This window comes from Maribacter aquimaris, from assembly GCF_014596745.1.
GTDB classification, from domain to species: domain Bacteria; phylum Bacteroidota; class Bacteroidia; order Flavobacteriales; family Flavobacteriaceae; genus Maribacter_A; species Maribacter_A aquimaris.
Map to the genome: position 1 here is coordinate 42,414 of NZ_JABTCF010000009.1, position 15,714 is coordinate 58,127.

The 15,714-nt window shown below is 41.0% G+C and carries 12 protein-coding genes; 5 read left to right on the top strand and 7 right to left on the bottom strand.

Annotation, left to right across the window (positions count from 1 at the left end; translation table 11 throughout):
- Positions 1-28: 28 nt before the first annotated feature.
- Complete coding sequence (gene rpsA, locus HPE56_RS13830) at positions 29-1,867, bottom strand: 30S ribosomal protein S1 (protein ID WP_188244348.1); 1,839 nt, start codon at positions 1,865-1,867, stop codon at positions 29-31.
- A gap of 263 nt (positions 1,868-2,130) precedes the next feature.
- Here rpsA and HPE56_RS13835 point away from each other — a divergent pair, with 263 nt between their 5' ends.
- Positions 2,131-2,511 carry a LysM peptidoglycan-binding domain-containing protein gene (locus HPE56_RS13835; protein ID WP_188244349.1) on the top strand — a complete coding sequence of 127 codons (381 nt, stop codon included), beginning with the start codon at positions 2,131-2,133 and terminating at the stop codon, positions 2,509-2,511.
- 32 nt (positions 2,512-2,543) lie between these two features.
- Here HPE56_RS13835 and cmk read toward each other — a convergent pair whose 3' ends face one another.
- Positions 2,544-3,251 carry a (d)CMP kinase gene (gene cmk / locus HPE56_RS13840; protein ID WP_188244350.1) on the bottom strand — a complete coding sequence of 236 codons (708 nt, stop codon included), beginning with the start codon at positions 3,249-3,251 and terminating at the stop codon, positions 2,544-2,546.
- Positions 3,252-3,289: 38 nt separating this feature from the next.
- Positions 3,290-5,740, bottom strand: coding sequence for an endopeptidase La (gene lon / locus HPE56_RS13845; protein WP_188244351.1), 2,451 nt, complete (start codon positions 5,738-5,740; stop codon positions 3,290-3,292).
- 217 nt (positions 5,741-5,957) lie between these two features.
- On the opposite strand from lon, the gene HPE56_RS13850 reads away from it, so the two are divergent.
- Genes HPE56_RS13850 through HPE56_RS13865 form a run of 4 tightly spaced genes read left to right on the top strand, consistent with a single transcriptional unit; the run spans position 5,958 to position 8,895 of the window.
- On the top strand, positions 5,958-6,512 hold the full coding sequence (locus HPE56_RS13850; protein ID WP_188244352.1) for an RNA polymerase sigma factor: 555 nt from the start codon (positions 5,958-5,960) through the stop codon (positions 6,510-6,512).
- Positions 6,512-7,072: a hypothetical protein gene (locus tag HPE56_RS13855; RefSeq protein WP_188244353.1), complete on the top strand. Its 561-nt coding sequence runs from the start codon at positions 6,512-6,514 to the stop codon at positions 7,070-7,072. Before HPE56_RS13850 ends, HPE56_RS13855 begins: the two co-directional genes overlap by 1 nt.
- The gene (locus tag HPE56_RS13860) at positions 7,053-8,141 is read left to right on the top strand and encodes a hypothetical protein (RefSeq protein ID WP_188244354.1); all 1,089 of its coding nucleotides are present in this window, start codon (positions 7,053-7,055) and stop codon (positions 8,139-8,141) included. The genes HPE56_RS13855 and HPE56_RS13860 overlap by 20 nt, the downstream gene beginning before the upstream one ends.
- A gap of 28 nt (positions 8,142-8,169) precedes the next feature.
- Positions 8,170-8,895, top strand: coding sequence for a head GIN domain-containing protein (locus tag HPE56_RS13865; RefSeq protein ID WP_188244355.1), 726 nt, complete (start codon positions 8,170-8,172; stop codon positions 8,893-8,895).
- A gap of 56 nt (positions 8,896-8,951) precedes the next feature.
- Here the strand turns inward: HPE56_RS13865 and HPE56_RS13870 are convergent, their stop codons facing one another.
- The 4 genes from HPE56_RS13870 to glgB form a co-directional block, all read right to left on the bottom strand.
- Entirely contained in the window at positions 8,952-10,292 is a 1,341-nt protein-coding gene (locus HPE56_RS13870; protein WP_188244356.1) for an MFS transporter, read from the bottom strand.
- A gap of 72 nt (positions 10,293-10,364) precedes the next feature.
- A complete protein-coding gene (locus tag HPE56_RS13875; protein ID WP_188244357.1) occupies positions 10,365-11,174 on the bottom strand; it encodes a M48 family metallopeptidase in 810 nt (269 codons plus the stop codon).
- Positions 11,175-11,211: 37 nt separating this feature from the next.
- On the bottom strand, positions 11,212-13,611 hold the full coding sequence (locus tag HPE56_RS13880; protein WP_188244358.1) for a glycoside hydrolase family 31 protein: 2,400 nt from the start codon (positions 13,609-13,611) through the stop codon (positions 11,212-11,214).
- Between the two features lie 99 nt (positions 13,612-13,710).
- Positions 13,711-15,606, bottom strand: coding sequence for a 1,4-alpha-glucan branching protein GlgB (glgB, locus tag HPE56_RS13885; protein WP_188244359.1), 1,896 nt, complete (start codon positions 15,604-15,606; stop codon positions 13,711-13,713).
- Positions 15,607-15,714: the final 108 nt, after the last annotated feature.

The following is a 15,714-nucleotide window of genomic DNA, read 5'->3' on the forward strand; positions in this document are numbered from 1 at the left end:
TGCATAGGAAAATCAATTAAATAAAAGCTTATTTATTTTTGGAATTAGCTTCCATTTTATCCTTCAATGCCTGTAATGCCTCATTAGCATCCCCTAAAGTAGGTTTAGCCTCATCAGCACTGGCTGCAGCTCTTTTTACTGCGGCTTTTACATTGCGTTGCTCTTCTTCCCTAAAGATAGCGGTATGACTGGCAACGACACGTTTGAAGTCTTTATTGAACTCAATGATCTTGAATTCGGCTTCTTCGCCCTTACCTACTTTCTTACCATCCTCTTTTTCCAAGTGACGTTGTGGAACGAATGCAGTGATATCCTCGTTAAAGTCAATCGTTGCACCTTTATCTACGATATCGGTGATGGCCGCTTTATGAACGGTACCAACAGCAAATTCAGTTTCGTATTTGTCCCAAGGGTTCTCGGTAGTCTGTTTGTGACCTAAACTTAATTTACGTCCTTCAACATCCAATTCCAATACTTCCACTTCCAAGGTATCACCAACAGCTACAAATTCTGATGGGTGTTTGATTTTCTTGGTCCAAGAAAGATCCGAGATATAGATCAAACCGTCGATTCCTTCTTCCAATTCCAAGAATACACCGAAATTGGTAAAGTTTCTAACGATTCCTTTATGTTTAGATCCTACAGGGTATTTGGTAGTAATATCGGTCCATGGATCCGGAGTCAATTGCTTAATGCCCAAGGACATTTTACGATCTTCCCTATCCAATGTCAACACTACAGCCTCTACTTCATCACCGACTTTTACAAAGTCCTGTGCAGAACGCAAATGGGTTGACCATGACATTTCAGAAACGTGGATCAATCCTTCAACACCTTCAACAACCTCGATGAATGCACCGTAATCAGCTATAACAACAACCTTTCCTTTGACTTTGTCACCTATTTTGATGTCTTCGCTCAAGGCATCCCAAGGATGTTTCTCCAATTGCTTAAGACCCAATTGGATTCTTGATTTGTTCTCATCAAAGTCCAAGATAACGACATTCAATTTCTGATCCAATTCAACAACCTCATTCGGGTGGTTGATCCTGCTCCATGAAAGATCGGTAATATGTACCAGACCATCAACACCACCAAGATCGATAAAGACTCCGTAAGAAGTAATGTTTTTAACAACACCTTCAAGTACCTGTCCTTTTTCCAACTGGCTAATGATCTCTTTTTTCTGTTCTTCAATATCAGCCTCGATAAGTGCTTTATGCGAAACTACTACGTTTTTGAATTCGTGGTTGATCTTAACCACTTTGAATTCCATAGTCTTATTGACATACTGATCGTAATCCCTAATAGGCTTAACATCGATCTGTGAACCTGGTAAGAAAGCTTCAATACCGAATACATCGACGATCATACCTCCTTTAGTCCTACATTTCACGAAACCACTAACGATTTCTTCATTATCATGTGCGGCATTCACCCTATCCCAAGCCATAATGGTTCTGGCCTTTCTATGTGAAAGTACCAATTGACCACTTTTATCCTCACGGATATCGATCAACACCTCTACCTTATCACCTACTTTCAGGTCTGGGTTATAACGAAATTCGTTCAACGAAATAACGCCTTCTGATTTTGCATTGATATCGATAATAGCTTCCCTATCGGTCAAGTACACTACGGTACCTTGTACAACCTCTTCATCCGCTGTATCGACAAAGTTTTCGGCGACCAATGTTTCAAACTCTTTAAGTTTAGAATCATCAACACGTTCAATGCCTTGTTCGTACTTTTCCCAATTAAAATTTTCTAAAAATTCCTTTGGGTCCTGTACAGGTGTTTCCACCTTTGTTTCCGGAGTAGCTTCGATAGCTTCCTCTACTGCTTTTGTTTCTTTTTCTTCAGCCATTTGCTGATTTAAATTTGTATTCCATAGTGCCACAAGAGTTAAACAATTACTACAGAAGATGTTATATGAATTTTTGTTTTCTTCCCCTTTCCTCTTGATTCTCTGTAAAAAAGGAGTGCAAAACTACGATTTTATTATGTATTTACAAACAACCAAGGCACCACAATTGACAGTTAAGGGAGTATTTTTTCGTTTTTCCATAAAATAACGCATAAATCCTTATCTTCACACCAATAAATATTAACCATAAGTAAATTACAACTATGAGCGTTAAAGCAAAATATCAGCCCGTTTTAGACCTTGGCGAAGAATTGTCAATCAAGGACGGTAATGTTACCGAAGAGAATGGTGTTTTAAAAATAAAAGGTACGGCCAATACCCAATACGAGAAGAATCTTTTATGGGATAAAATCAAGGAAATAGGTGGGGAACAACCTTCTGACCTAAAAGCCAACATTTCCGTTGCCGACGAATCCATATTCCATAAACACACTGTAAAAAGTGGGGAATCATTGAGTAAGATTGCCAAGAAGTACTATGGTGACCCCATGAAGTACAAACAAATTTTCGAGGCTAACACCAATATCCTTAAGAACCCGGATGTGATTCACCCCGATCAGGTTTTAGTGATTCCTAACCTATAAGGAATCGTATGATTTAAATTGAAAAAGACGTTCTAATGAACGTCTTTTTTTTGTTTGTTGATGACCCGATTCGCAAAATCCAGAATCCTTGAGAACTGATCTTCAAGTCCCATATCACTGTTGTCGAAAACAATGGCGTTCCCTGCTTTCCGCAGCGGTGATATTTCACGATGCGAATCAACATAATCGCGATGTTCCACATTCTTCAACACCTCACTGTATTTCACATCCTCCCCTTTATCCAACAACTCCTTGTACCGCCTTGTGGCCCTTTTTTCGGGGGATGCTGTCATAAAAATCTTTAGTTCCGCATTAGGGAACACAACGGTGCCAATGTCCCTTCCGTCCATGACAATGCCTTTTTCCAAGCCCATTTTTTGCTGAATGGCCACTAATTTCTGTCGCACATCCTCAATGGTGGCCACCTTGCTCACCAATTTAGAGACTTCCATGGTCCTGATTTCACGCTCTACGTTCTCATCATTCAGGTACATCTCGGCAAAACCCACGGCGTCATTATAAACAAATCGAAGTTCAATATCATGTAGCGAAGCTATCAATGCCTCAACATCACAGGCATTCTCGCTTACAAAACCATTCCGCATGGCATAAAGCGTCACAGCCCTATACATAGCACCTGTGTCTACATAAATATAGTTAAGTGCCTTTGCCAATTGTTTGGCAATGGTACTTTTTCCGGTTGATGAATACCCATCAATGGCAATGGTAATTTTTTCCATAGGTTAAAAATAGACAGAAAAAAGGACGTCTTAAAATACTAAAGCTTTTTTGCGTTCTTTACTTTCTGGTTTGTAATGGCCAAATCGATAACCTCACTCATATCGGTAACATAATGGAAAGTTAGTCCCTTAAGGTATTCCTCCTTAATTTCCATGATATCCTTTCTATTATCCTCGCACAATATGATCTCTTTGATCCGGGCTCTTTTCGCCGCCAGGATCTTTTCCTTGATTCCCCCTACGGGAAGAACTTTCCCCCTTAAGGTAATCTCCCCTGTCATCGCCAAACTTTTCTTTACTTTTTTCTGGGTGAACAAGGATACCAGGGACGTTAACATGGTAACACCGGCACTTGGCCCATCTTTGGGTGTTGCACCTTCAGGCACATGGATATGTACATTGTATTTGGCAAAAACCGCTGGATCGATACCAAAACTTTCGGCATTCGATTTTATATATTCCATGGCTATGGTAGCCGACTCCTTCATGACTTTACCCAAGTTCCCGGTAATATTCAACATACCTTTCCCTTTCGACAGGATAGATTCAATAAACAGAATATCACCACCAACACTGGTCCATGCCAGTCCTGTTACCACTCCGGCTACATCATTATTCTCATACTTATCCCTTTCCAATCGTGCCGGACCAAGAATTTTTTCAACATCATCATTACTTATTTTGACGTGGTATTCTTCACCTATGGCAATCGATTTTGCAGCATAACGCACCATTTTGGCAATTTGCTTTTCCAGGGCACGCACCCCGGATTCCCTCGTATAGCCCTCAACGATCTTTTCCATCTGGGGTTTTCCGATTTTAAGGTCTTTCGTGGTGAGTCCATGTTCTTTCAATTGCTTGGGCAACAAATGTCTTTTCGCTATCTCTACCTTCTCCTCAATAGTATATCCGGTAACATTGATGATCTCCATACGGTCCCTTAACGCAGGTTGAATGGTCGATAACGTATTGGCTGTGGCAATGAACATGACCTTTGAAAGGTCATACCCCATTTCAAGGAAGTTGTCATGGAACGCACTATTCTGTTCCGGATCCAATACTTCAAGCATCGCTGAGGAAGGATCCCCTTGATGACTGCTGGCCAATTTATCGATTTCATCGAGGATAAAAACAGGATTTGAGGTCCCTGCTTTTTTGATACTCTGGATAATTCTACCGGGCATAGCCCCGATATAGGTCTTTCGATGGCCTCTAATCTCTGCCTCATCGCGCAAACCACCTAAGGACATTCTCACATATTCCCTACCTAAAGCCTCGGCTACCGATTTACCCAATGAGGTCTTACCAACGCCTGGGGGGCCATATAAGCATAGGATAGGCGACTTCATATCATTACGCAATTTCAAAACCGCCAAGTATTCGATAATACGTTTCTTTACATCTTCCAAACCATAATGGTCCCGATCCAAGATCTTTTGGGCACGTTTTAAATCGAACTTGTCCTCTGAGAATTCGTTCCAAGGCAATTCCAGGAACAGATCCAAATAATTTCGTTGGATGGAATATTCCGCAACCTGCGGGTTCATACGTTGTAATTTCGCCAATTCCTTCTCAAAATGCTCGGCCACCTTGGCATCCCATTTCTTGTCCACGGATTTTAAACGCATTTCCTCAATTTCCTCATCATAGGAAACCCCACCCAATTCCTCTTGAATGGTTTTCATTTGTTGATGAAGGAAATATTCACGTTGCTGCTGATCCATATCGCTCCTGACCTTGGATTGGATTACATTCTTCAATTCCAATTTCTGAAGCTCCACATTCATATACTTCAATGTGGCCAATGCCCTATCCTGTAAATTTCCAATTTCCAATAAATCCTGTTTCTCCTTCACGTCAAGATTAAGATTGGAGGAAACAAAATTTATCAAAAATGAATTACTTTGAATATTCTTTATGGCGAAGGATGCCTCACTCGGAATGTTCGGGTTATCCTTAATGATTTTCAAGGCTAGATCCTTAATAGACTCTATAATCGCCAGGAATTCCTGTCCGTCCTTATCCGGGCGCTCCTCAGCCGTTTCCCTAACGGTCGCCGTCATATAAGGCTTTTCGGTAAGTACTTCAGCCAGTTCAAACCGTTTTTTTCCCTGAATGATGACCGTGGTATTCCCATCGGGCATTTGAAGTACCCTTAAGATACGGGCTGCCGTACCCAAAGTATGTATATCATTGATTCCTGGATTCTCGGTCTTTTCATCTTTCTGGGCAACCACACCGATGACCTTTGAACCGTTATTGGCATCCTTGATCAATTTTATCGATGCATCCCTACCTGCAGTTATCGGAATAACCACCCCAGGAAACAGTACGGTATTGCGCAAAGGCAATATGGGTAAAGTTTCGGGCAGCCCCTCATTGTTCATTTCCTCTTCGTCCTCGGGGGTCAATAGCGGTATCAGTTCCGCGTCTTGGTCAATACCTTGTAAGGACATATTGTCAAAATTTGAAAATTTAGAATCTCCCATAGTATATTTTCAGCCATTCTGTCATATTTCTAACAGCAATAGGCAATTTTTAGTATTAAAAAAAAGTTTTATATAGGCCTTTAGCCTTTGTTTCTGGGCATCAAGACACTTCATAACAACCTATATTTGGCAATTCCTGTGCCAACAGCCCTAATTATTTTTTATAAACTGTAACATTGGGTAATTTAGGACATCTATTAAACAAATCAATCACTTTTTGAGCCACAAAAAAGAACATACTGATGACTTGATACCATTGTGTCTTGCCGGAAACCAAAGTGCGCAAATGGAAATTTACAATCGTTATTACAAAGCCATGTACAACACATCGGTACGTATTGTAAAGGACAGCGCCGAAGCCGAAGATATTATGCAGGAATCGTTTCTAAACGCGTTTACGAAACTGCATACTTTTAAAGGTGAAGTGACTTTTGGATCCTGGTTGAAACGCATTGTCATAAACAACAGTATCTATCATTACCGAAAGCAGCAAAAGAAAAATGAGGTTGCGTTGGATGATATAATGTACAAGGTCGAAGATAATGACGGAATTGTTTCGGATCATGTGTTTACCGAACTGAAGGCTCAAAAAGTGATGGAAACCATGAAACAACTAAAGGATAATTACAGAATTTCTTTGACCTTATACGTAATAGAGGGGTACGATTATGAAGAAATAAGTAAAATAATGAATATAAGCTATGCCAATTGCCGCACAATGATATCTAGGGCAAAGGAAAGTCTACGTAAAAAAATGATAAACACCTACTAATGGAAAAAGATAAATTAAAAGAGCTGTTCAATGGCCTGGAAGGCACTTTTGACACCGGGGAACCCAAAGCCGGGCATCAAGAGCGGTTTCTTGAAAAACTGAACCAAGCCAACAAAACAATAACCTTACATAAAAAGAAGAGAAATTGGTGGAGACCCCTTTCTATCGCTGCCTCTGTGGCCGTTATTAGCTTATTGGCCATTGGGATATATACATCCCGGCCTTCCTTAGACGAGCAAGTCGCAAAGATTTCCCCCGAGGTAAGCAATACACAGGTCTATTTTTCCAGCCTTATCGAGGACCAGGTAAAACAGCTTGAGAAAGAAAGTTCCCCTGAAACACAAAAGATCATCAGTGACACCATGGATCAATTAAAAAAACTGGAAACCAATTACAAGCAATTGGAAACCGACCTGATCAATGGAGGGAACAACAAACTGATCTTAAGTGCCATGATAACAAACTTTCAAACACGGATAGACCTCTTACAGGATGTCATCATTCAAATTGAAGCAATCAAAAATTTAAAAAATCAAAACGATGCGAACTTTATTATATAAATATGTTACCGTGCTATTTTTCATAGTCCCCATGATCCTAGCCGCCAGCGATGGGGAAATCAATGGGAAATACACCAAGGAAAAATCCATTAAGAAAGAATACAGTGTAAATTCAACAGCCCTATTCAAAGTGAATAACAGTTACGGCAACCTAAATATCTCCTCCTGGGACGAAGACCGTATCTTGATCGAGGTACATATCAAGACCAGCGGCAACAATGAAGAAAAGGTACAAAAAAAATTAGATGATATCACCGTTGATTTTGAAGCCTCAATGGATATGGTCTCCGCCAAGACCATCTTCAACAAAAACAAAAGTAGTTGGGGCTGGAACTGGGGCAACAACAACGTGAATATGCAAATCAACTATACCGTAAAATTGCCCGTAAAAAACAGTGTCCATCTGGATAACGATTATGGCAATATCATTCTGGACAGGATCGATGGCCATGCCAAGATCAACTGCGACTATGGAAGATTGGAGATTGGTGAACTCCATGGTAGAAACAACTATTTGAATTTTGATTACACCTCCAAATCCAGCATTGGCTATATCAACAGCGGTGAAATAAAGGCCGATTATTCGGGGTTTACCATAGAGAAAGCAGGGGATTTGATTTTAAATGCCGATTACACGAACTCAACCATACACCACATGGAAAACCTTCAATACTCCTGCGAGTATGGGAATATTGAGGTTGGTGAAGCCAATAATGTCGATGGTAACGGGGATTACATCAATGTTAAATTAGGGACCATTCACGGTAATGTGGACATCAATTCGGACTATGGCTCCTTACGGATAAACGAAATGGCCGAAGATGCCGGCAACCTCCACATAAGTTCTGATTATACGGGAATCAAAATTGGCTACTCCCCACAATATTATTTTGATTTTGAAGTCCGAGCCGAATATGCCGGGGTAAGTGGTAAGGATGATTTCGAAATAAACGTCAGTACTGAAAAATCGAACAACCGTTATTACAAAGGCTACTATGGCGCTGCCAATAGTGGTAATTACATTACCATCAACAGTGAATACGGAGGCATCTCCTTCACAAAAAAATAAATATAAAACCAGGATTAAATTATAAAAGATGAAAAAAATAGCAACATTAAGTTTGGTGGCTTTATTCACCCTGTCCTGTTCGGCACAATGGGGCAAAAGAGTCAAAGGGAACGGCAACGTGGTTACCATAGAACGATCAACAAGGGATTATGATGCGATCTCGGTTTCAGGATGGTTTGATGTTGACCTTGTTTCAGGCAATGAAGGGGATATTTCATTAAAAGGGGAAGAAAACCTGTTGGAACATATCATTACCGAAGTCAAGGACGGCAAATTGGTCATCAAGGTTGAGAAAGGGATGAACTTGAAGCCATCGACATGGAAAAACGGAATCCTCATCACCGTACCGATAGAAAGTATCGATGCAATTTCACTTTCCGGTTCTGGTGACATAGTGGGCAAGACCACAATTACGACCGATGATTTTAAAACTTCAATGTCTGGTTCCGGCGATATTACGCTTGACCTTAAGACCCGTTCCATCGATGCCTCTATGTCAGGTTCAGGGGATATTACCCTCAGTGGGACAACCTCAGATTTCGAGGCCACTATTTCAGGTAGCGGGGATATCAAGGCCTATGAACTGGAAGCGGAGAATGTTGATGCCACCGTGTCGGGATCAGCGGACATTAAGGTAACCGCGAACAAAAGTCTAAAAGCAAGGGTCTCCGGCTCAGGGGATATCCGCTACAGGGGCAATCCTGGAAAGGTAAATACCAAAACCTCGGGGTCTGGTGATATCACAAAAGCATAACCTGTTTTTATACAGGCACATCAAAAAGCGAATAGCAATCATGGGAAATGCCTCTTTTACAAAGGGGCTTTTTCTTTTGGCACCCGAAACAATAAAATAATACCGGCCAAGAAGAAAACAAACAGGAACAATATGGCATATCGCATCGTACTGATCTGATCCACCAAGGCAAATATGGCCATACCTATAACAATCCCTATTTTTTCAGCCACATCATAAAAACTAAAATACGATGTGGTGTCCTCTGTTTCAGGAAGGAATTTCGAATAGGTAGACCGCGCCAAGGCCTGTATGCCCCCCATTACCAAACCAACCAAACCCGCTGCGATATAGAACTGCATGGGTGTTATCATAAAATAGGCATAGAAGCATAGACACAACCAAATCATGTTTACCACAATCAAGGTTTTGATATTCCCAAATTTATCCGAAGCCCTGGACGTGACAATGGCCCCTATCACCGCAACCAATTGTATAACGAGGATACTGATGATGAGTCCTGTTGTTTTTTCGGAATCCGTAGTCCAAGCAATCTCTTTCTCACCAAAATAAACCGCCATGAGCATAATGGTTTGAACAGCCATACTGAAAACAAAAAAGGCCCCTAAATATCGTTTTAACCTGACATTCTGTTTCAACTGCCACCAGACCGATCTTAATTCGCGGAATCCGTTGAGAAATACCCTACTCGTAATCTTATGTCCGTTGGAAATACCTTTAGGAAGTACATAAAAGGTATATTGACTGAATAATACCCACCATAGACCGACAGTAATAAAAGAGACTTTCATGGCCTTGATCTTGGACAGCCCCAGTTCTTGCTCCGTAGTCCCTATATCAAATCCAAACCATTCGGGCTTCATAACCATGGCCAAATTAAACAACAGAAGAAGCACACTACCGATATACCCCAACGAAAACCCTTTGGCACTAATACGATCTTGTTGGTCTTCATAGGCAATATCGGGCAGGTATGAATTATAGAACACCAAACTGCCCCAATATCCGATAAGCCCCATAAAATAAAACAACAGGCTCATATGAATATTTTCGAGACTAAACCAATAGAGTCCGATACACCCCACTCCCCCAACATAACAGAAAAACTTCATAAAGCTCTTCTTGTTCCCCACATAATCGGCTATGCCCGACAAAATTGGCGATAAGATAGCAACCATTAGAAAAGTAAAAGCGGTAATGATCGAGATCAATACCGTTTGCTTCATTTCGAAACCAAAAGCGGATACTAGCTGCTCTTTCGATGAAAATAACGCAGAATAATAAATAGGAAATATCGAAGAGGCTATTGTTAAGGTGTATACTGAATTTGCCCAATCATAAAAGGCCCACGCATTCAATAGTTTCTTACTGCCCTTTTGGGCCAAAGTTCTTGTCATATGTAAAAATAAAAGCTGCTCTTTTACAGAACAGCTTTCAATATACAATTATTACCCAAAACCTTGAACGGATTACTCAAAAGAAGTAACGCCGAACTTCCTGGCCTCTTGTTTCGCGGCAGGGGCCCATTCTGTTAAATTGGCGATTCTGGTATCATTCGAAGGGTGTGTACTTAAAAACTCCGGTTGGGCCTGACCATCACTATTGGCTTTCATTCTTTTCCATAATTCAGCCGCTTCCGCTGGATCGTAGCCCGCAATGGCCATGATCTGAAGACCAATTCTATCTGCTTCGGTCTCATGACTTCTACTGAAAGGAAGCATTAAACCGACTGAAGAACCCAACCCATAGGCCTGATTGAACATATTTCTTTTCTGTTCATCCTGAATGGCCACATTTCCGGCAACGGCACCTAATTGTTGTAAAGTACCTGCACTCATTCGTTGTGCACCGTGATCAGCCAGGGCATGGGCGACTTCGTGTCCCATAATCACTGCTATTCCCCTTTCTGATTTGGCAATGGGCAAAATACCCGTATAAAAAACAATCTTACCACCGGGCATACACCAAGCATTTACCGTCTTGTCATCAACCAGGTTATATTCCCACTTATAATCTTTCAAATATCCGGCATAACCATTGGCAGACAACCATCTTTCCGCTGCGGAGGAAATCCGTTGGCCGACTTTGGTGATCATTCGGGCATCGGGTGTATCCTCGATAACCTTATTCTCAGTCAGAAACTCATCATATTGGGCAAAAGCCGTTGGGAATATTTGACTGTTGGGATAGAAATTAAGCACTTTTTTACCTGTAAAGGGATTAACCTTACAAGCCGCCACCCCCATAAAAATGGCAATGACCAATAGAAATTTTTTCATTTTATTATAGTGTTTAGTATAGTTAAAATACAAAAAATTATTTCCCTTTGATAATTACTTGTGTGAAATCCTTACCAATTCGAATGACATCATCCCCATTGGGTTTTACATCCTTCAACAAAACCTCCTCATTATCCACCTCAACCGATTCGATTGCAAAGGGCAATCCATGCAAGTTGATACGGAAAGTATCATATGAGGTTATGAATGCGCCATCCTTAAACTGTTGTATGGCAAGGCTATTCGCTTTTCCATTCAATTTGAAGTTCCTCAGACTGAAATCCCCTTTATTGTAATCATATCCATCCTGATCATCCTCATATACTGTAGAGCTCTCTGTTCCCAATTTATAGTAAACATCCAAGTCCAATTCCTCAATGACCAATTCCCCAACATACTGCTGTACCGGAAACTTAGGAATTATGGAACCTTCCTTAACGAATAGGGGCATAATATCAATATCAGCATCTACCCATTGCTCTTTCCCTCCTTTCACAATTGATTTATTCCAATAATTGTACCATTTTCCCCTTGGGATATACATACGCCTTCCTTGGGCATTTGGTTCCTGTACAGGGCAAACCAATATATGATCGCCAAAAATGAACTCATCGGTCCGGAAATGTGTTTGTGGGTCTTCTTGGTCGAAATAGACCAAGGGTTTCAACATGGGCTCCCCAAATTTTGAATATTTCCAGAACATGGTATAGATATAGGGAAGATGTTGGTAACGCAGCTCTATGAACTTACGTACAATATCGGTTACATCGGTATCAAAGGACCAAGGTTCTTGATCGCCATGGTCACCACTTGAATGTACCCGGCAGAAAGGATGGAAAACCCCTAATTGGATCCATCGGGCAAAAAGTTCCCCATTGGGTTGTTCGGCAAATCCGCCGATATCGGAACCAACGAACGACATTCCGCTCATACACATCCGTTGTACCTGAACATTGGCCAACCATAAATGCTCCCACGTCGCCACATTATCCCCAGTCCATGTAGATGAATAGCGTTGTGTGCCGGCATAGGCTGCCCTTGTAATCACAAAGGGTCTTTTGGGGTACACGTATTTCTTGATTCCCTCATAGGTCGCCCGAACCATTTGCATTCCGTAAATATTGTGTGCCTTACGATGGGTACACGGGTGCCCGTCGTAATTATGCCTGGTATCCAAAGGTGCCGTTTTAGTAGGCACTTCCATGACAGCAGGTTCATTCATATCATTCCAAACCGCATGAACGCCTATTTCGGACATAAACTCCTTATAGAGCTCGGCCCACCATTCGCGAACTTCTGGATTGGTAAAATCGGGAAAATGGCATTCCCCAGGCCAAACCTTGCCTTTCATATAGGGGCCATCACCCCGTTTACAGAAGTAATCCTTCTCCATGGCCTCCTGGAATATCCAATAGTCCTTATCGATTTTAATACCTGGATCAATCATAACGACAGTCTTAAAACCGTCCTCATACAATTCAGAAATCATTCGTTTTGGATCGGGAAACTTCTTCTTGTCCCATGTGAAACAGCGAAATCCGTCCATGTAATCAATATCGAGGTACAATGCATCACAGGGTATCCTCAATTCCCGAAACTTACTGGCCAATTCCTTTACATTACTTTCCGGGAAATAACTCCATTTCGATTGATGGTACCCCATAGCCCACATCGGTGGTAATTCAGGTGTACCGGTTAAGTTCGTATACGCTTTCACTACTTTGGACATTTCCGGCCCATAGAAAAAGTAGTAGTTCATTTCGCCACCATCGGCCCAAAAACTTGTTACATTTCTTCGTTCATGGGCAAAATCGAAATACGTCCTAAAGGTATTGTCAAAGAAAATACCATAAGCCATATTCTTATGTAGGCCTACATAAAATGGAACGGTCTTATAAAGAGGATCTTGATCCTTACCGTAGGCATATTGGTCCATACACCAATTATTGACCCTTTTCCCTTTGAGGTTAGAGTGGGTAGCCTTGTCACCCATACCAAAATAACTTTCAGCATTTTGGGTGATCTTGCTCATTTTCACCGTATTGCCCCCATATTCATAGTTTTCCTCCCAGTGAAAACCAATTTCATCCTCATTGATGATATTACCTGCATGATCGGAAATTTGGATTCGCAAGGTTGATTTATCGACCAACACCTTAAGTTTACTCGTGATGATAAGATAAAACAATTCTTTCTCCTCAACCTCCAACTCGCTATATCCCTTACTGGCATCCTCACTTATGGCATAGGAGAAATCAGGTTCAAATACATTTTCTGTGGCATATCTAAAACGTAAAGCACTATTACGTAAAACAGTAATCTGTAAGATAACCCCATTCTCGGTAGTGAAATAGAATTTATCTACATCCTGTTTAAAATCCACTATTTGATTGGGATAAAGGTTGCCCTTATACTCCAGTTCTGTATTAGTTATCATATTTGATTAATTTAAAAGCATGGCAAAATACGCACATTACCTTGTAATTAAGAAATGTAAAGCGTCCAATTGCCTACAAATGCGATATAATTGATCGGTTTATTGAAAAATAACGATTCCCAATGGGGGAATTGTAATTTCGATGGAATCATCAAAACCATGCCATGATACTTTTTCTGTTTTCACTGAGGATTTCCTAGAGCCGGATCCTCCATATTTTTTTGCATCACTATTGAAGACTTGTTTCAGCGTGCCACTTTTAGGGACACCTATACGATACTTTTCCCTTGGAACCGGGGTGAAGTTTGCCGCAATAATCAAATCGTCTTCCTGTTTATGCCCTTTTCTAATATAGGTTAAAACCGAATTTGCCGCATCACCATAATCGATCCATTGGAATCCTTCCTGACTAAATTGCTTTTCATATAAGGCAGGGTATGATTTGTATATTGTATTGAGGTCCTTGATCAATTCCTGAATGCCGGAATGTAATTCGTATTGGGTCAAATGCCAGTCCAAACTTTGGTTATAATTCCATTCCGAGGTTTGGGCGAATTCACCTCCCTGAAAAATCAAATTCGTACCTGGATGGGTAAACATATAGCTATACAACAATCGTAGATTGGCAAATTTCTGCCATTCATCACCAGGCATTTTGTATAAAAGTGATTGTTTCCCATAGACAACCTCATCATGCGAAAACGGTAGCATGAAATTTTCCGTAAAGGCGTAGGTCATACTAAAGGTTAGATCATTCTGATGGTGCTTTCTATAGATCGGTTCCTTTTTAAAATACTCCAAGGAATCGTGCATCCAACCCATCATCCATTTCATTCCAAAGCCCAATCCACCAATATTCACAGGTTTGGACACCATGGCGAATGAAGTGGATTCCTCTGCAATGGTCTGTACATCGGGGAAGTTCCCATAAACAGTCTCGTTCAATTCGCGAATAAAGGAAATCGCTTCGAGGTTCTCGTTATTACCATAGATATTGGGTTCCCACTCCCCTTCTTCCCTAGAATAGTCTAAATAGAGCATCGAAGCCACAGCATCTACCCGTAAGCCATCGACATGGTATTGATCTAACCAAAATAATGCGTTACTGATTAAAAATGCCCGTACCTCATTTCTCCCATAATTAAAAATAAGGCTCTTCCAATCGGGATGATACCCTCTTCTTCGATCAGGGTGTTCATATAAATGGGATCCATCGAAAAATCCAAGTCCGTGGGCATCTTCCGGGAAATGGGAAGGTACCCAATCGAGGATTACCCCGATACCGGCCTGATGCAATTTATCGACTAAAAATTTAAATTCCTCAGGATTCCCAAATCGTGATGTAGGGGCAAAATAGCCCGTTAATTGGTAGCCCCAGGAAGGGTCGAATGGAAACTCCATGATTGGCATGAACTCTACATGGGTAAAGCCCATCTCCTTGACGTATTGGACCAAATCCTCAGCCAGTTCCCTATACGTCAGAAAATCATTGTTTTCCTTGCGCTTCCAAGAACCTAAATGCACCTCATAGACCGAATAAGGTTTGTCCAATGAATTTTTATCCCCACGGACATCCATCCATTTTTCATCTTTCCATGTATAATCCCCATCCCAGACCACAGAGGCCGTTTTTGGTGGATGCTCACAATACTTGGCGAAAGGATCTGCCTTTTCAGTGACTATTCCAAAATTATTGGAATGTATATTATATTTATAAAGGGTCCCAGATTCAATTCCGGGTATGAATCCTTCCCAGATACCACTACCATCCCAACGCACGTTAAGCGGATGTTCCAAATCCCTCCAATCATTGAAATCCCCTACCACGGAAACGGAATTGGCCGTTGGTGCCCAAACAGCAAAATAGGTACCTTGTACCCCGTCCAATTCGATTGGGTGCGACCCCAATTTCTCATACAGTTTAAAATGCTTACCCGATTTGAAAAGATCAATATCAAAATCAGAAAAAAGAGAATGTACAATAACTTTAGACATAACCAGGTTATATTTTAATACAAAGCTAATCAACTTTGTATAAAGTGTGTGGGATTAAAGTATTTACTTTGGACCACGATTGATTCGTAAATATAAAAATAAGAAGAA